Consider the following 17,810-nt stretch of genomic DNA (forward strand, 5'->3'; position numbering starts at 1 on the left):
CTTCCCTGTATGCCGGGAATTGCCTTGCTACTCCAGTAAAGTTAGCTTCTCCCAAGGGGAGACGCTGCGCGAACGACAATGTTAGAGGTCGGTAACTATCTAAACGACACTGGTTTAACCCCTTAAGCCTGTTTAATCGTTTAGTTCTAGAGCAAGGGACTAGCTTGTCTGACGACACGCTTACGCGAACGCATCCCCTGGTAGGTCTTGAACTCTTGCCTCTAACGTAGTACGCCTTCGTACTGAGTCTGGTCAGGTTAAGGCTTTTCCAAGCCCCCGCCTTTAGGCGTGGGGTTCCTGACTTTTATTCTTGTCTCTCCCTTTAAGTACTTCTGATTCATGATAAACCGAGTTGATACCTAAAACAATCATTTTGTCTAAGAGAATCAATAGTCGAAACCAGGGAGTCGAGTTAAACTCTTCTCTGGACTTGCATAACAGCATTAACGTGTTCGGGACTTCCAGCTTTGCCCAAATGCTTGTATTTAGTTAATTTGTTTGGATCAAGAGTTGGAAAAATTGGCTCTTGAGCGTGCAGCTTATAGTACCAGTAAGTTCCCTTGTTACCTCGTGCTTGGTAACGTAAAACACAACAGCCTGGTGGTGCAACTTCTCCGGATGCTTTAATTTGTTGAACTTGAAGTTGTAACTGTGCGTAGGCGTAGCCCGCCGCAGGCATCGCTTCTTTCAAAGCAGTACACTGGTACTATGCCGAAACTTCCAGAATGCGATCGCTTTTCTAGCCAATCATTGACCAGAGCGATCGCCCCCGACGACAAGTAAACAGTTCGGTCAAAAGCCGAAAGTTGTACGAATGGTGTAGATATAGATTGTGTTGTTGTCCTCGTGTTCTGGATTGGTAATTACTAGTAAACCTGGAGTGATCGCGATGCGATCGCTAACTTGGAAGCGGTAGAAGGCTTCGAGATGAAGTGCGGTGTCTTCATCTTCATATGCCTGATTTGCGACTTCAAAATTATTGCTAGTAACTCTGGGTGGTTGCCCGATCGCAATTCCTCCAAGGTTGTTTTCCCCGCCTAGATCGACGAAAGCCAAAGTTACCGCCCAGTTAAAAATGTTTGCCTCTGGCTTGTTTGGCAGATCCATCGCTGTTGCATTGGTAAAGCCAACCCAACCAGAAACTGTTAAATTATCATCAACTGCAATTGTCGATTGTAAGCCGAAGGAGTCTGCAACAATCGCTTCACTTTCGTCATCAAAAGGATCGTTGGCGCGGCTTGAGCCTGTACCTGTGTTGACGTTATTATATGAACGAATATAGGTGAAGCCAACTTCAAAAGAGTCGCTGGGTTCGAGAGTGAGTTGAGCCATCGCTGCATAGTTCTCTCCACCAAACCCAATTTCTGGTTCGTTTGCATCGTCAACTAAATAACCCAAACTCAAGTCAATAGAGTCACTCAAATCGTAATTCAATCCTACTCCCGCGCCCCCTCCTTGGCGATAAATCGGGTTGCGCTGTGCAAAGCGAGAAATAGAACCACGGCTACTGCTACTGAAAAAAGGATTGAGGATATTAGTAAAATCATCAAGGTCGCCGCCCTCTGCCTCCAGATAAACTCTGGCTTGTTCTCCTAGGGGAAAGCGATATTCCAAAACACTCAATTCAAATTGATTATTAGTGTTGGTTTGAAAGGCTAAACGAGCCATATCAGTGTCCGTTGCATTGTCTATTCTGGGGAGATTACCAGCTTGCAGACGAAATTTCAGGTTATCTTTTCCAGTAAAGCTAGTATTAAAGGTCAAGCGGGAGCGACTACTGAAGGTAAGATTACTGGCGATCGCATCACCACTACCATCAGGTTTTTCACCGCTGCTAACTCCAGAAACAGCAAAAACAACTTCACCCTGTAATTTAGTAGTTGTGGAAAACCGTTGGATTGTAGAGACGCGGTTTTCTACATTATCTAATCGTGCTTGTAGAATCTTTAACTCTTCGCTAAAATCTGCTTGTAACCGCTTTAGGTTTTCAAAGTCTTCTTGGTTGACTTGGTTAGCGGTTTGTGTATTTATCAATTCGTCGATTTGGTTCATGGTTGCAGCCAGACTAGCAGCAAACTCATAGCGAGTCAGAGGTTGGTTGCCGCCAAATTTACCATCAGGATCGCCTGCAACTACACCGTAGCGAGCTATTAGAGATTTCAGGGATTGAAAAGCCCAGTCAGTAGGTTGAATCTCTGCTAACTCAGAAACACTATTGATTTTGGTGAGGGAATCAGGGAAGGCAGCACTTCGGCTACTTCGACTTCGCTCAGTACAAGTACGCTCAGTGACCGGGGGGGTTTCGTTAGCAAAAACTTTACCTGTCAATGCAAAGGTGGATATAAAGGTAAGTAAGCTGAGATGGCATACATTCCAGAGATTTTTTGACCGAAATTGCTTTTTCATCCTTCTGGGAATGTTTTTTAGTAACCGTAATAATCTCGATACCATTGCACAAAGCGCTCGATGCCTTGCTCAATTTGAGTTACAGGTTTAAAGTCTACGTCTTGTATCAGGTCATCCACATCAGCGTAGGTAGAAAGAACGTCACCTGGTTGCATGGGTAATAAGTTCTTTTTGGCTTGCTTACCCAGTGTTTTTTCAATAACTTCAATAAACGTCATTAATTCTATAGGACTGTTGTTTCCAATATTGTACAGCTTGTAAGGGACTTTACTGGTGGCAATATCTTGATTATCAGCTTGAGGTGGGTTGTGCATGACTCGAACCAGCCCCTCAATAACATCATCAATGTAAGTGAAATCACGTTGCATTTTGCCAAAGTTGTAAATGTCAATTGGCTGATTATGAGCGATCGCCTGCACAAATTTGAAGTATGCCATGTCAGGACGACCCCAAGGGCCATACACTGTAAAAAACCGTAATCCTGTAGTTGGCAGTTTGTATAGATGGCTGTAAGCATGAGCCATCAACTCGTTAGACTTTTTGGTAGCAGCATAAAGTGAAATTGGATGGTCAACGTTGTCAGTTGTGGCAAACGGTACTTTAGTATTGGTGCCATAAACAGAACTAGAGGAAGCAAAGACTAAATGACCAACTTGGCTATGACGACAACCTTCTAACACGTTGACGAACCCTGAGAGATTGCTATCTACATAGGCAAAGGGGTTTTGCAAAGAATAGCGAACTCCCGCTTGCGCTGCGAGATGAACTACGCAATCAAAGGTACGATCTTGGAATAGTTGAGCAGTGCCAAGGCGATCGCTCAAGTCTAAAAATTGAAAGGTGAATTTAGTTTGGGGGTAAAGTTGAGCCAAGCGGGCTTTTTTGAGGTTGACATCATAGTAATCGTTGAGATTGTCGATGCCATAAACTTGCATTCCCTCTGTTAAAAGACGCTGTGCGAGATGAAATCCGATAAAACCGGCAACTCCGGTGACTAGTATTTTCATATTGGGGATGAGGGGGATGAGGGGGATGAGGGGGATGAGGGGGATGAGGGGGATGAGGGAGATGAGGCAGGGGAGGCAGGGGGAGAAATAACTCCTAACTCCAAACTCCTAACTCCTAACTCCAAACTCCTAACTCCTAACTCCAAACTCCTAACTCAGCAATGTTCATCGCTTGCACCACTGGGGTACGGCTTTTTGAAGGATAGTAAATAATGCTCAAGGTATTGGGAATTAGCTGCAAGCGCTGTGGCGAGGTGTCCAAAACCTGACTGAGCAAATTTTCGATAATAGAGGGACAGGCTATTACTAATCCTGTTGTTAGACAGGTTGAATCGATGTTATCGGATGACATCATAGCACGTTGAAATGAGAGCTTTTGTGGTAAGATCTGGGGAAAATATTGCTGTCGAACTTGGAGTTGCACCGTTTTGGGATGATATTTTAGCAGTTGCTCGGCGGTGTATTGAGAACTTTCTAAATCGCTGCTGAGGCTGAAATCTATTGGTACTGTTTGAAGGCGTTCGGCCAGGTTCTCAATTAAATCTGGATCTGTGCTGGTGGTTGGTACTAAAAGCAGACGCAAACCTTGTTTGCCGTCTTTTAGTTTGGGCAGAACTTCACCTAGATGGGTGGTAAGATTCATTGCTGCAAGTTGCCCCTGCTGATTACCAGGTGTAGCAAAATTCAGAATGCTGATACCGCAATTCGATTGTTGCAGGACGTGATATTGCTCGCATTTCATTGCGATCGCAGTACTAATCAACGCCCGAATTGTGCCACTGTGGCTGACAATCAAGATAGTCTTGCCAGTATGCAATGGCAAAATTTCCTGCCAGAATCGATCAGCGCGATCGTACAAATCTAGCACTGGGAAGCATCGCTGTTGAACAGAGGTAGCAACTGCTACACTTCCTCTTTCCAACTGCGGTGTCATCTGAAACTCGTGGGGTCGCTCCTTCCAGCAGCGATAGTCTGCCGCAAAATGCTCTTCCACGTATTTATACGTAACTCCTTCCCATGTAGGCATATCAATTTCTTTGAGATAAGGAGATGAAGTGATACAGGGAAAAACTTCTAATAAGTTCTCCCCTGCCCCCCGGTCACTGAGCGAAGTCGTTCGCGGAGCGTCTCGGAGAGAAGTGCTGCTCCCCTGTCCCTCTAAAATCTCAGCTAAAGTTTCCTGAACTCGCCGCAGGGGACTGGTATAAACTCGATCCACCTTGATACCCCTGAGAGCAACACCTGTTTGATAGGCATCGCTGCGCCCCTTCTCGGTCAAAACAGAGTCGTCACAACTTCCCTGATAGCGCTTTTGAGCATTGTAGGTACTCTGTGCGTGACGCACTAAAATTACACGGGTGATTGTAGATTCAAAAGATTGGACTAGCCCTTTCTGATCAAGCTTCAATTGCATAGGCATCATCCTCACGAGAATTTTTACCAATGGCAGATTGCAACGCATACATTGCTGCGTACCGTCCACCCAAGCAAAGAAGTTCTTTATGCGTACCCTGCTCTAAAATTTGTCCACCTTCGATGTAGAGAATTAAATCAGCTTGTTCAACAGTTCTAAGATTATGAGAAACCAGAAAAGTAGTACATTCTTGAGTTAGGCGATTGAGTGCTTCGTTAACGGCGTGTTCGTTTTCGTTGTCTAAGCCAGTCGTCGGTTCATCCAAAATTGCGTAGGCAAAGCCCGTCGTAGACATCGCAGCTTGACGAATGGCAGCACGGGCAATTGAAATTCTTTGCCGTTGTCCCCCCGAAAGAGTTGCCCCTCTCTCGCCCAAAATAGTGTCGTAGCCTTCAGGCAGCGCCATGATGAAATCGTGGGCATTTGCTAAACGGGCAGCTTGTTCAATTGCTTGGTCGGAAGCTCCCAAACAACCGTAGGCAATATTATCTTTGACACTAGCGGCAAATAAAATGCTCTCTTGTAAGACGACACTGATTTGCTGCCGCAGAGATTGCAGCTTGTACTCGCGCAAGTCGTGACCATCAACTAAAATCCGCCCTTCTAGGGGGTCGTAAAGGCGTAACAGTAAACTTACCAAGGTTGACTTACCACCACCAGAAGGCCCCACCAAGGCAACGTGTTGACCTGGCTGCACCTCAAAGCTAACGTTGTGCAGAATTCTCGTTGTCGATTCGTAGGCAAAGCTGACATTTTCAAACCGCACGCCTCCTTGTAAAGATGGTGCATCCATAGCCCCCCTCGAATCACGGATGTCGGGTACAGTGTCTAGTACGTCTAGGATGCGCTCGCCGGAAGCGGTTGCTTTGGCAATTTGCCCGGTGTATTTGGCAAGCTGCCGCATCGGTTTAAAAGCAATCCGCAGATAGTTGACAAATACCAGTAAATCCCCTGGTGTAATCACCTGCCCCAATACCAACTGCACGCCCCGCCATAACACCAAGGCAGTGGCAAGCCCCACTAGCAATTCCACCAATCGTTCTAACCCTGCTGCCAGTTTTTGGGCTTTGGCACTTTCTTTTAAACTTTGGCGGTTATGACCGGAAAAAGTATGTTCCAGCATACCTTGCAGAGAGAGCGCCTGCACAACTTTGATTGCACCGATAGACTCTGCGGCTGTGGCAGCCATTGCGCCCTCACGCTGACGTTGCGATCGCACCACTTGGCGAATGCGTCTCGTCAACCGCATTGTGAAGAAGATAAACAGGGGAAACACGGCGGCGGCGATCAGTGCTAATTCCCAATGTAGCCAGAACATCACACCAATCATGCCCACCAAGGTTAGAGAGTGAGCAATTAGCGGCAATACTGCCATTACTGTCACCTCTCGCAGTCGTTCAATATCTGAGGTGACGCGAGTGATTAAGTCGCCACTCTTGGCTTTGTGGTGAAACGATAGAGAGAGGCTTTGGAGATGACTGTAAAGGTCGGCGCGAATCTCAGTTAACACATTACTGGCAGCCAGCGCCATTCCCACCACACTAAAGTATGCAGCAGTAGCCCGTAGTAAAGCGATCGCCACTAATCCCAATGTTAAGGCTGTTAGGAGTGCGAACGGGCTGAGTCCTGCCAGCAGGGGAATTCCCAAAGATTGAGATCGAAAACCAGGTACAAGAATGTAGTCAAAGATAAACTTGAGGGGCCAGGGTTCTAGCAAGTGCAAGAAAATCTCAGCCATCAATGCCACAAAAGATACAATCAGTAACGCCTTTTGTTTACCTATTTGCGGCGAAAACCTCTGTAAAATCTGCACTATTCCCGGTAAAGCTGCCCTCAGACTTTTGGGATCTCGACGCGCCATTTTGATCACTGATTTAACTGATTTAAGGATTTCACGGAATGAAGCGCAAAGTGCGGTCTTGGGGTCTCCCCAGACGCTCGCGGACTCGCTAACGCTGCGCTATCGCTTTTAGCGTCTCCCCTTGGGAGACGAGGAGCAACTTTGTAAGACAGGATATGGCAGTAAATACTCATGGTTTAATACTCCAATAAGACAGGTAGCAAGTAATGCGATTGGGGTTAAATCCCCATTACAAAACTTAATTACGAATTAGCAATTGTTCAGGGACAGGTTCGTTAATGGTTGCAGTGGATTTAAAGGCAGCTTGGCTTTGAGTATAGCGATCGCTAATATACTGATTTAATTTCTTTTCGAGAGCGATCGCTATTTTCTCCAGCCACAGGGGATTTTGCCCAAAGGCGAGACGACTTAGTAAAGGTTTTAAAAATCCCTGATGGCGACGATGCCCCATCCGCTTATAGCGCTTCTTGAAGTACTTGTCATTGGTCATCAAATCCCACTTTTGCGAGAAGTGTTCTAAACTAGCAATTTCCCAAGCATCGCTCCAGCGCAACATAAAGAATGCTAGTTCTGGCAATTCAAATTTCAGTCCCGGTACATAAGTAACTACCGAAGCTGGTTCGCAGTAAAAATTACCTCCTGCCTCAGCCACCATCAGACAAAAATCGATATGTTCCCGCGTACTCAGCAACCCCTCGTCTAATAGTCCAATCTGCTGGAAAATCTCGGTGCGAACCAACATACAGTGAAATTCGGCAAACTCGCATTTTTGCCGATAAAGTTGATTGCAGACATCGGTGACTTTTCGGTTCACAAAATAGTGTTTTTCATGCACCCGTCGCTTGATTCCAGTTTCTTGGGACTCTATAAAAATATGAGCCTCGCCACCTGCCAGATGTATTGTTTCTCCCAAAGGTTTACCAATACAAGTAAGCGGACAGACTACAGTCGCTTCTGTTTCTTGAGCGCATTCGAGCAAAGAGTTCAGCCAACCTGGATTGACAATCACATCGTTGTCAATAAAGACTAGGTACTCGCTATCAACTTGCTGTAAACCCAGGTTGCGGGCTTGGTTGGGTGCAAGGTAGTGTTCTGTGCGGATTAGCTGGAATTGTCTTTCTTGCGCCTGTTCTTCGAGGTAGCGCTGGATGTGGCGAGGTGAACCGCCGTCTACATAAATTAGAGAAAAAGGTACTTGAGTATTTTCGTAAATACTTTCTAGGGATTCGCGGGTGTAACTGAATCTCTCACGCTGCGAAACAACTATGGTGACTTTTGGCTTATTCATGGTTTAAATTCTGTAATCTGGTAGAGTGCGTTATGGACAGAACGTCCTAACGCACCGTAAATCTTTGGTGGTGCGGCCTTTGGCGACAACACACCTTACTGACTCAGCACTGCGTATTGTTTTCAAGCCAAAATCCAAAATTTAAAATCTAAAATTGTTTGACTAAGTAAGTTGGCGCAATATGTTACGAAAGGTAAATAAGTTTAAAACCCTTGTAAATGACAAATGACAAATGACAAATGACAGCCTTAGCCAGTTAGCTTTAATTGCGCCGACCTACTTACACGAGAGATACCTTGCCTAACAAAACTGATTCAGGTGTCGCTAAGGTTTTTTGGTAAACATCGATCCAGTTTTGGTATTCTACCGATGGGGCAAGCTGCTGTCTGACTTTTATCTTTGCTGCTGCACCCAATTTTTGCCGCAGTTCTGGTTGAGTTGCTAAATATCGCAGTGAAGCAGTCAGTTCTTCTGTACTGCCGGGGTTGATTAGTAAACCGTTTACACCGTCTTCGATAATTTCTGCGATCGCATCTACACGAGTGCCAATAATTGCTCGGCCTGCTGACATCGCTTCTAAGAGCGTATTCGGACAACCATCGTGCAGTGAAGGAATGGCAAAAATATCTAGGTGGGGCAGATAAGCTAGAGCTTCCTGGCGGCTGGTGATTCCGGTGATGCGGAGGTTTTTGCCAATTCCACTTTGCTGTATTTGTTGCTGCCAGTATTCTCGTTCTTTCTCCACAAAATCACCTATGAGTAAAAGTGTTAAATCTAACTCTTGACTCAATTGGGCGCAGGCATCAAGGAGAAATTCAATTCCCTTCTTGTCTCGGAATCTACCCGATGAACCAATCACGATACCTGACAATTCGTTAACTAGAGAGGGAGTAGGGAATTGCTCAAAGTTGATAGGTGCAATGGAATTCCAGAAAGCTGATGATTTTAAGTTGACACTGGGAGTAATGACGCTAGCTCTTTTCTGCAAGTCCCGACTCACAAATGTTACCCAAGCAGAATTTTCTAAAATCCATGCGATTTGAGCGTGATTTTTTGGATTAAAAATATGCTTGTGCAAGTCACTACCGCGAACGCTATTGATTACCGGAACATCATTTCCTTTTGCTAAAAGTGTCGTTACATACCCTGTTTCATTCATGAAAAAGGCATGAAACAGGTTATAGTTATACTTTTGATGTAAGTATTTGAGTTGAAAATAAACGTCACTAAAAAAGTCTTGGATTTCTGTTACACTATCGCGGGCTGCTGACTTGATGCGATGCACAAATACACCATTTTGCAGTGTTGTTGTGCAACTGGCTCGTCTACAACTTCCATCAGCAACTAGGCGTTCTTTAGACCGAAAAACTGCAACGTGGACTTCATAACCACTGTCAATTAACATTTTTGCAATTCGATGTACTGACTCACCAACTCCCCCAATATCTGGTGGATATTCAAGTGTAGTAATGCAAATTTTTACTTTCTCCATGATTCTCATTTGTGTTAATCTCTGATTTTTATAAGACAGTATTATTCAAAATTGTGTTTTTACTCAGCACGGGCTAAACCCCCGCTATCCATGTACAGCACTCATTAAGCAACTCTGTGGTTATCGTTATGATTACCATTTAGATTGCTTAAAATGTTTGCAGTTTGCTCAACTCCAGCAAAATCAAAGCTAATTTTTTTCGGTTGCTCTTTGAGGTTGCTGATAATTTTTTCGGCGAACAAATTTGGTTTTAAATCCTTAGGAGTTATCATTTTGACGATTCCTAATTTGTCTAATTTTTCCGCTCTCATAGTTTGTTCTAAATCTTCGTTGCCAGTGAAAGGAAGAATCATGGCTCGTACCCCTGTTGTTAAAACATTCAATGTGGTGTTGTAACCAGACATATTTATCGAAAGTTCTGCTTTTTGCATATAACTTAGGAAGTAAGGAGTATAGTAGCAAATACGAATATTTTTGCTATCTTTTGCCATTGCTTGCAACTGATGAAATTTTTCCTCTGGCATGAAAGGGCCGGTAAAAATCTGGATGAGGTGAGGCAGTTTTTTCTCTAGTAAAGGGGCTGTTTGCACTACACAATCAAGTAATTCATGACCAAACCTTCCACCTCCAACGCTGGCTAGAATCATAGGTTGATTAGAATTAAGTATTTCTCTTTCTTCTCTAGTCAACAGAGGATTTTTCGGGGGTTTTTGTACTACATATCCGGTGTAGTTTACTTGACATTTTAGGTCACGAACTCTAGAAAATGTTTCTTCTAGTGGCACAAATTTGGGGTCGCCATGCACCAGTAATAGGTCAAAGTACTGGTTCATTAAGTTGCAGATTTTTTCTTCGTATTTTGCCTGCTTGTGTTTTTTGGTAACTACAATATCTCTTAGGCTACAAACTACTTTTGTGGAACCTGTTGATTTGACCTTTTCTAATAAGGGAATTAATTCCAAAGAAAAGCGTCTTCTACCGAAAGGAAACAACTCAATCATTAGAATATCAGGTTGGAAAACATTAAATATATCTAAGAGTTGATTTTTTCTGATTTCCTGAACTTCGGTAAGGCTAAAATTATTATCTACAACTTGCAATTCTTGAAATTCACTATCTGTTTTAATTGCAGGTAGGTTGATAACTTCAACACCAGGGGGGATTTCCAATTCATTAATGATTTCACCACCATTAATAAAACAAATGTGAAAATCTTTGGTTAAACCACGGACAATTTCGATACTGCGAACTAAATGCCCCATACCTAAAATATGTTGGCAGTAGAACATAAGACGTTTCATGACAACTTTACTCCTCTAATGTATTGACTTAAGTAATTTTGGCGATCGCCGTTAAATTATGTAATTGTTCTGCTGGATGGTACATTCTGCCAACTCGAACTGGATTCTTTTTGTTCGCTAGTAAAGTAGAGATATATTGGCTAATTTTGGGCAATGCATTCAAATCGATCGCGGGAGGGAAAATTTGAGATTGTAGACTATATACTTGCTGTAACAGCGATCGCATCAATGTTTCTGGAGTCAGGTAATCTGGATGAATAGCTGTTAGAATTCCCAGCTTTGTCAAATGTTCTGCTCGCATCCATTGCTCTTGGGATGGTTTAATTCTGGGTACTATCACTGCTGGCTTACCCGCTGAAAGAATCTCGCAGATGGTGTTGTAGCCACCCATTGCTACCACAGCATCCGCTGCGGCAATATAGCTCATTAAATCGTCGGTAAACTCGCACATCTGTACTTGCGGATATAAAGCTGCTTTCAACTCTAGTGCAGTTCTATCTTCTAAAGGCATTTCCGGGCCGCATATAATCAAACTTCTCAGTTGATGAGAAGCAGGCAACAATGCCAAACTTGATAGATAGGTATCAATTAAGTCGAAGCCATCCTCACCGCCTCCTGGTGTGACTAAAACTAGCCGTTCTCCTGGGTTGAGTCGCAATTCTGTGCGGACGAGATTGGGACTTTTACGCTCTAATTCTTGGCGAATGTAGCCACAAAATTGTATTTTGTTGGCAATCATTGGTGGTAATTGATATTCTTGGCGAATGTCGAAAATTTCTGGAGTGCCAACGACAAGCACGCTTTGATAAAACTTTTCAATTGCTTGATAATAACCGTGCTTTTGCCATTCTTGAATGGTGACATCGGGACTATCCAAAATGTCGCGCAACAGTAATATCAGAGGAGTTTCTGGCAATTCTGCCTTCAGGTATTCGACAGCAGCTTTTAACTCATTACGAATGCCATAAGGCTTTTTATCTACTAGAAATATATCTGGTTTAAAATTGGCGATCGCGGATAAAATTAACTCCGATCGCAGTTGTACTGTTTCATCAATTTCTGTCCCCAGATACTTGGCAGACATCTCACCCGATGTTCCCCGATTTAAGCAGGGTAGCTTAATATAATCCAATCTTTTAGGCAGACGAAAGCTATGTAACATCGGCGAACCAGAAACAACTAAGATAGAAAGTTCCTCAATTGAATCTAGTAAGTGAGTGCAAATTGCTAGCATTCTGCGAATATTACCGAGACCGAAGCCATCGTGAGAATATACCATCAATCTCATAGCTAAATGCCCCTCTGTTATTGAGTGAATGGATGCTCTACTAAATAGAGTCGCAATTTTAGATGAGTCTTAGATGAAACTTTTATGAGAGTATTCTCATGATTACTTCTATCCTACATTCCGCACCCTGAACTGTCACAATCGGTTTTTACTAATTTTTAGACAGAAACAAAGCTAATGAATATACAAGGTTTGTAGTGAGGGCTTCAGCCCTCAAAAGAGGACTAAAGTCCTGACTACAAACTAATTCCAGAATTTTTTACATTACTTAATGTACTTTGATTTATTCACGCCGACTTGCTTAAATAAGAAAATCTGTGTAATCCAATAATCAGTTAAATCAGTGATAAATCTTCGCTTTTCAGGTTACTTTAGATTTTGCTGACTTTCTAAAAGCTGTGCTTGGGTGCGGCGCAATTCTTCTAACGCCAACTCTAGGGAGCGATTTTTTTCATTTAACTGCTGCGTCCGTTCACATACCTTCTCTTCTAGCACCTGATTGTATACTTCTAGCTGTTCGTTAGCATCTTGCTGAATTTTGATGAGTTGCTGAACTTCCTGGATAAGACGATTTAGGTAAGTAGCCAAGATACCAATTTCATCATTGGTTGTTACAGGTGCTTGCAAATCGAAGTTAGATTCTTCCGTAACCTGTTGGGCAACATGAGTGAGGGCTTGAATGGGACGGGCAATGGTGTGACTGGTATAAATTGCTAATAAAATTGCGATCGCAAACGATAATAACAGGCTACCCACAATCACGTATAGATGTAATTTTTCTGCCGTTTGCAGATCCGGTTGGATTTGCTGATATTCTTGACCTGTAACTTCCACAAGGTTCGTAATGTCATCAAGAAAATCATCAATCATGAAAACCGACGAACTGTGCATGAAATGGAACAGTTGATTATGTGCAGCTTCAATTTTCCTTGCTGATAATTGGCTGATATTATTTTCCTGCAATAAAGTTTCTGTATGTTGTAGGTAGACGCTAAAATCCTTATGGGTTTCTAACAAGCGTTGAATCGCCTTGTGCTGATTTGCGGAATAATATTTAGGATGGTTCTCAACGCTGTGTTGCGCTCTAAATTCAGACCAAACTTGTCGGGCTTGAGTAATATATTTAACTAATTCAGTGTATTTCTCTTGCCAGATCTCTGGCTGATTCTTGTATAAAATCAGCTTGTGTTGTTTAGTGCGAATACGAAAGACGCTCGTTTTCAGGTTATGGACGCTATACAACTCATGGATTACCGCTTCTTCCTGTTTTTGCGCCTGTTGCTGATAGTGTTCGGCAATCACATAACCAATAGTAGTTGCCAGCACACTCACACTCACAAGCAGTCCATATCCAATACTAATCTTTTGGCCAACCTTGAGATGGCTGAACCAATTCCTTGAGTTGATTGATATTTGCAAGCGGTTTTTTGATTGTGCAGAAGGTAATTCATCAAGGCTACTGTGTTGTTTCATAGTTCAGTTCTACATAGTCAAATAAAGTCAGACATGGCTTTTTAGAAATTACCATTCGTTCATAGAACCTTTAAGGCATCTAAAATTTTGTTTAAAGTTTTATAATACTCAACTACGATTCAGATGGATTTTAATTCGCTCTAGTAAGTCAGTAAAGCGAAATGGCTTGGTAATGTAGTCATTTGCTCCATTATCAAATGCAAAGGTGCGATCGCGCTCGTCTTTACGAGCTGTGACGATGATAATGGGTACTGTTTCTTTGCGATCGCGAAGTTCTTTTAATACCGCCCAACCGTCCATAATCGGTAGACCCAAATCAAGTAATATCAAATCAAATCCACTATTCTGAGTTAAAAAGATTGCTTGTTGTCCATCTTGGGCAACACTGGTTATATATCCTTGTTTTCTTAATCCTTTCTCAATAAAAGCAGCGACTCCTGCTTCGTCTTCGACAATCAAAATTTGATTCATATTCGCAAACGATAACCCATACCCCTAACAGTTTCAATCACTTTATTGCCGAGTTTTTTCCGGAGATAGCCGACATAAACATCGACAATGTTAGAACCTGGATTATAATCGTAGCCCCAAACAGAATCTAATAGTTGTTCTCTACTAATAACTTGACCTGGATGACGGCAAAACATTTCTGCCATTGTAAATTCACGAGCGGACAATTCCACGGGGCGATGGCCGACTTTCACCTGTCGAGTTCGCAGATTTAGCACCACATTCCCGACGTTGAGGATGAAATTTTCTGTATCTCCTACAGGTTTGGCACTTCGCAAACGTACCCGTACCCGCGCCAGAAGTTCCTCAAAACGGAAGGGTTTGGTAACATAATCATCTGCACCTCCTTCTAGGCCGTTGACTTTATCGTGAAGATCGCTGCGGGCTGAGAGGATAATCACAGGTATATTTTCTCCCTGTCCGCGCAGTTCTTCTAGTACCTGAAAACCATCTTTTCCGGGCAACCCCAGATCTAAAATTAGTAAATCAAAGCTCCCACTTTGGGCGACATCCAACACATGCAGTCCATCGGCAACAACTGTAGTTGTAAACCCTTGCGATCGCAATCCTTTTTCAATAAATTTCGCTATCTGAAGTTCATCTTCAGCAATCAGAATTTTGAGCATAAGCAGTGATTTCTTGCGGGGGGTCAAGCGGTAAAACAATGGTAAACATCGAACCTTTTCCTAATTGGCTAGAAAGCAATACTTGCCCTGCATGACTTTCGGCGATCGCTCGCACAATAGCCAGTCCCAATCCAGCACCTTCGGAACGACGGCGACTTTTGGAAGTTCGGGCAAAGCGTTCAAAAATGCGTTTTTGGTCTAAAAGGGGAATTCCTTCGCCTGTATCGCGTACCCAGAACCGGACTTTTCCTTTGGCGATCGCCGAACCTATAGAAACAGTATCACTCTTCCCAGTATGCTGAGTCGCATTTTGTGCTAGGTTCATCACAGCTTCAGTAATTCTTTGGCGATCGACTATAATTTGACCTTTGGCGATCGTATCCAATTGCCAGTTCCGCTCTGCTAATGCCTGGGCTTTCACAAATAATTCTTGAGTCAATTCTGTAACATTCACCGTCGATAACAATAAAAAGTCTGTGCGTTCTGCCTTTGCTAGCAAAATCATGTCATCGACTAACCGACTCATCCGGTCTAGTTCTCCAATCACCAGTGCCAAAGTTTCTTGTTGCTCTTGGGGGTCATCACCCATGAGTTCTAGATGTCCGCGAACGATGGTAATGGGAGTCCGCAGTTCATGTCCAGCGTCGTTGACAAATTCTCGCTGAGTGGCAAAGGCTGCTTCGAGTCTGTCCATCATTTCATTGAATGTCGTTGCTAGTTCTCCCAGTTCTCCCTTACCTCGCACGGGCAAGCGCTTAGTCAAGTCTGTTTCACTAATGGCGTGAGCAGTACTGGTAATTGTTCGTAGGGGAGCCAGCACGCGTCCCGCAGCTAACCACGCCAAGATTAACGAGACTAAAAACACTAAGCTAGAAACTTCAATAATTGTCGAAACTGCTTCTAGAGCCTCTGCCCGTTCACCAGATGTACTATGGGCAATAACGAAGACTCCTTGGATTTGTCCATTAATTCTAATCGGTTCTACTATATAAAGAATCTTGCCAACTTCCGGCTCAGAGAATTCTTGTTCTCCCTGTTCTGGTTTGGTTTGTTTTGCCCAGCGTCGCATGAGTGGTAAGTCCTTGGCAAGTGGCTTGGGGCGCGCCCTGGGACTAGATTTGTAAAATTCACCATCAATAAACGTGATGAAATAGGACTCATCTTCTGGCAGTCGATACAGCAGATAAGCTCTAAAAAGCAGCATTAAATCTTCTTTGGAAGCGGGAGGACTAATTTGTTTTTTTCCAGAAAGCAACCACTTCAATTTCTCTGGCTCAATTATCACCTCTTCTGGGTCTTTATCAGTGAACACATTCTCCGGAGCAATAGTTTCACCGCTAATCAAGGCGTTAAAAGCCTTCATGTCGTCTCTCATGTCTTGGTGAACGCGCTCATCAATACGCTGATAGAGGATGTAACGAAATGCGGGAATGGCAATTAGAAATGCTGTTCCGATAATCAGTAAATACCAGAGCAAAATCCGGGTGCGTGCTTCTCCAAACACTTGCTGCCAAACTGGGAAAAGCTTGGGTATTTTGATACCGAACATGCGATCGCGACGATGGTTTGTTGCACTACTCATGTCTATTCTGACTTTTCACGGTGTAAAGGGTAGATTGGTTCGCAAATATCATTCGCGAACCAAGTGCTATTCTTTGTTGTATTTAGAAGTTTCTTCGATTAAATTTTTCAAACCCTGATTGAGAATTTCAATTGAACGATCTAGTGTTTCAATTTTAGCTCTGTTAAAAATTTGTTCTAGAGCATCAATGTAAACTTTACTACCAGCCTTGCCTAAATCAGGGTAAGCGCGTCTCAAACCCTATTGACAAGAGGCTTCTGAGGTCTCATTATGATGAGATAGACAAGCAGCAAGAGGGGATTACCTGCGCTCCCACCGTCTCAACTATCGATTCAACCCAACGTCTAAAACGATACCATGAGACGAACCCTGATATAAAATAGACGTTTTATTTATTAGACTACTACTTGACATATTTAATACTCAAATACAATTCTTAACACGCACCTTTGCTGAATAATCTGTATTTTAAGCTACAAAATTAAATGCGCTTACCCTGCATTTTTATCATAGAAGAATAATGGGGTTTGCTGCTCTTTAGATAATGTTGTAAAATCAACATTTTTTCCTTTTAGGTTGTTAATCCATTCAGGTACTTGAATATTCCTGTCTTCATACCAATTAATAGCTCTGTTTACCGCAGTTTTATTTGCACCTGATCCATCACCAGTAGCTATTTCATATTGAAAATGTCCTCTACCGGGGCCAATGCCAGTTTCAGTTCTTTGTACTACATTTCCATCTCCTGTAGTTTGTTGATAAGCAACTTGGTCAGCAAATTGTTGTAGTGCTTTTCTAGCGACATCTTTATTATTTGGATACCGATCATTGACGATCTGGTCTAAAGCAGTAAGTAGGTTGGCGCAATTAAAGTTAACTGGCTAAGGCTGTCATTTGTCCTTTGTCATTGGTCATTAGTAAAGGTTTTAAGCTTATTTACGTTTCGTAACATACTTGACTTTTTTCGCACCAACGTACTTATTAGCTTCATTGGTATCTGAGCCTTTGATATTTGTCTGAGATGGTTTCTCGAATTTATCTGAGCCTTTCATATCCCCGATAGTCGAAATGGCTTTAATTCTCAATAAATTAGGCAAAAATCGAGGCAAATAGCTCGTTTAAATTGGTTTATTAAGTGTTTTATGTTACTTGCTCAACATAGTTATTCTTATCATTATTCCGATGTCAAGTAAACTTCTTTACTTAATCTTCAATATGTAAAATTAAGTAATTTGTAATATATATTGCCCTTTTCATAATCGAAATTTTATCCTCTGCACATATATATTTTGTTCGCTTATTAAAAATTCTATATCTTGTGAAATTTTGTTTTGTTCTTGACAAAAACGCAATTTATTCTTGTAAAAAAAATAATTTTGTGATATTGATTGTAATTAAAAATACATAAGTAAATTTTATAGCTTGGCTAAAGATGTCTTTTATCAAGTAACAATCAAGTTCATGCAAGCTTTATATGATGCTGTTAGCCGTGGTAAATCTGCTCACAACCTACATGAACACGTTCAAGCAGCGTTATTTGTAAACCTTGTTTTTCTTCAGGG

15 protein-coding genes are annotated in these 17,810 nt (G+C 42.6%); all 15 read right to left on the reverse strand.

Going from position 1 to position 17,810, the window contains the following annotated elements; all coding sequences use genetic code 11:
• Nucleotides 1-412: 412 nt before the first annotated feature.
• On the reverse strand, nt 413-679 hold the full coding sequence (locus tag LC605_RS02830) for a hypothetical protein (protein ID WP_229546062.1): 267 nt from the start codon (nt 677-679) through the stop codon (nt 413-415).
• Nucleotides 680-792: 113 nt separating this feature from the next.
• Entirely contained in the window at nt 793-2,406 is a 1,614-nt protein-coding gene (locus LC605_RS02835) for an iron uptake porin (protein ID WP_229546063.1), read from the reverse strand.
• Nucleotides 2,407-2,423: 17 nt separating this feature from the next.
• Nucleotides 2,424-3,413, reverse strand: coding sequence for an NAD-dependent epimerase (locus tag LC605_RS02840; protein ID WP_229546064.1), 990 nt, complete (start codon nt 3,411-3,413; stop codon nt 2,424-2,426).
• A complete protein-coding gene (locus LC605_RS02845) occupies nt 3,410-3,559 on the reverse strand; it encodes a hypothetical protein (protein ID WP_229546065.1) in 150 nt (49 codons plus the stop codon). Before LC605_RS02845 ends, LC605_RS02840 begins: the two co-directional genes overlap by 4 nt.
• Nucleotides 3,550-4,827: a histidine phosphatase family protein gene (locus LC605_RS02850; RefSeq protein ID WP_229546066.1), complete on the reverse strand. Its 1,278-nt coding sequence runs from the start codon at nt 4,825-4,827 to the stop codon at nt 3,550-3,552. Before LC605_RS02850 ends, LC605_RS02845 begins: the two co-directional genes overlap by 10 nt.
• Nucleotides 4,811-6,688, reverse strand: a complete 1,878-nt coding sequence (locus LC605_RS02855; protein WP_229546067.1) for an ABC transporter ATP-binding protein — start codon at nt 6,686-6,688, stop codon at nt 4,811-4,813. Before LC605_RS02855 ends, LC605_RS02850 begins: the two co-directional genes overlap by 17 nt.
• A gap of 238 nt (nt 6,689-6,926) precedes the next feature.
• Complete coding sequence (locus LC605_RS02860; RefSeq protein WP_229546068.1) at nt 6,927-7,976, reverse strand: glycosyltransferase family 2 protein; 1,050 nt, start codon at nt 7,974-7,976, stop codon at nt 6,927-6,929.
• A 280-nt stretch (nt 7,977-8,256) separates the two neighbouring features.
• On the reverse strand, nt 8,257-9,468 hold the full coding sequence (locus LC605_RS02865; protein WP_229546069.1) for a glycosyltransferase: 1,212 nt from the start codon (nt 9,466-9,468) through the stop codon (nt 8,257-8,259).
• A gap of 104 nt (nt 9,469-9,572) precedes the next feature.
• On the reverse strand, nt 9,573-10,769 hold the full coding sequence (locus tag LC605_RS02870) for a glycosyltransferase family protein (protein ID WP_229546070.1): 1,197 nt from the start codon (nt 10,767-10,769) through the stop codon (nt 9,573-9,575).
• A 28-nt stretch (nt 10,770-10,797) separates the two neighbouring features.
• Nucleotides 10,798-12,057, reverse strand: a complete 1,260-nt coding sequence (locus LC605_RS02875) for a glycosyltransferase family protein (protein WP_229546071.1) — start codon at nt 12,055-12,057, stop codon at nt 10,798-10,800.
• 366 nt (nt 12,058-12,423) lie between these two features.
• Complete coding sequence (locus tag LC605_RS02880; protein WP_229546072.1) at nt 12,424-13,530, reverse strand: HAMP domain-containing protein; 1,107 nt, start codon at nt 13,528-13,530, stop codon at nt 12,424-12,426.
• A 108-nt stretch (nt 13,531-13,638) separates the two neighbouring features.
• Nucleotides 13,639-14,001 (reverse strand): response regulator transcription factor, encoded by a 363-nt coding sequence (locus LC605_RS02885; RefSeq protein ID WP_229546073.1) that lies wholly within the window; start codon nt 13,999-14,001, stop codon nt 13,639-13,641.
• Nucleotides 13,998-14,666 carry a response regulator transcription factor gene (locus tag LC605_RS02890; RefSeq protein ID WP_229546074.1) on the reverse strand — a complete coding sequence of 223 codons (669 nt, stop codon included), beginning with the start codon at nt 14,664-14,666 and terminating at the stop codon, nt 13,998-14,000. Before LC605_RS02890 ends, LC605_RS02885 begins: the two co-directional genes overlap by 4 nt.
• The gene (locus LC605_RS02895; protein ID WP_229546075.1) at nt 14,644-16,248 is read right to left on the reverse strand and encodes a cell wall metabolism sensor histidine kinase WalK; all 1,605 of its coding nucleotides are present in this window, start codon (nt 16,246-16,248) and stop codon (nt 14,644-14,646) included. The genes LC605_RS02890 and LC605_RS02895 overlap by 23 nt, the downstream gene beginning before the upstream one ends.
• A gap of 66 nt (nt 16,249-16,314) precedes the next feature.
• Complete coding sequence (locus LC605_RS02900) at nt 16,315-16,485, reverse strand: hypothetical protein (RefSeq protein WP_229546076.1); 171 nt, start codon at nt 16,483-16,485, stop codon at nt 16,315-16,317.
• Between the last annotated feature and the right edge of the window lie 1,325 nt (nt 16,486-17,810).

Source organism: Nostoc sp. CHAB 5836 (assembly GCF_020829445.1).
Lineage (GTDB): Bacteria > Cyanobacteriota > Cyanobacteriia > Cyanobacteriales > Nostocaceae > Nostoc.

Excerpts from the sequence above, each read along its gene's own strand:
- LC605_RS02895 (WP_229546075.1), bottom strand. The coding sequence starts at position 16,248 with ATGAGTAGTGCAACAAACCATCGTCGCGATCGCATGTTCGGTATCAAA.
- LC605_RS02855 (WP_229546067.1), bottom strand. The coding sequence starts at position 6,688 with ATGGCGCGTCGAGATCCCAAAAGTCTGAGGGCAGCTTTACCGGGAATA.
- LC605_RS02865 (WP_229546069.1), bottom strand. The coding sequence starts at position 9,468 with ATGGAGAAAGTAAAAATTTGCATTACTACACTTGAATATCCACCAGAT.
- LC605_RS02850 (WP_229546066.1), bottom strand. The coding sequence starts at position 4,827 with ATGCAATTGAAGCTTGATCAGAAAGGGCTAGTCCAATCTTTTGAATCT.
- LC605_RS02885 (WP_229546073.1), bottom strand. The coding sequence starts at position 14,001 with ATGAATCAAATTTTGATTGTCGAAGACGAAGCAGGAGTCGCTGCTTTT.
- LC605_RS02890 (WP_229546074.1), bottom strand. The coding sequence starts at position 14,666 with ATGCTCAAAATTCTGATTGCTGAAGATGAACTTCAGATAGCGAAATTT.
- LC605_RS02835 (WP_229546063.1), bottom strand. The coding sequence starts at position 2,406 with ATGAAAAAGCAATTTCGGTCAAAAAATCTCTGGAATGTATGCCATCTC.
- LC605_RS02860 (WP_229546068.1), bottom strand. The coding sequence starts at position 7,976 with ATGAATAAGCCAAAAGTCACCATAGTTGTTTCGCAGCGTGAGAGATTC.
- LC605_RS02880 (WP_229546072.1), bottom strand. The coding sequence starts at position 13,530 with ATGAAACAACACAGTAGCCTTGATGAATTACCTTCTGCACAATCAAAA.
- LC605_RS02840 (WP_229546064.1), bottom strand. The coding sequence starts at position 3,413 with ATGAAAATACTAGTCACCGGAGTTGCCGGTTTTATCGGATTTCATCTC.
- LC605_RS02870 (WP_229546070.1), bottom strand. The coding sequence starts at position 10,769 with ATGAAACGTCTTATGTTCTACTGCCAACATATTTTAGGTATGGGGCAT.
- LC605_RS02875 (WP_229546071.1), bottom strand. The coding sequence starts at position 12,057 with ATGAGATTGATGGTATATTCTCACGATGGCTTCGGTCTCGGTAATATT.
- LC605_RS02830 (WP_229546062.1), bottom strand. The coding sequence starts at position 679 with ATGCCTGCGGCGGGCTACGCCTACGCACAGTTACAACTTCAAGTTCAA.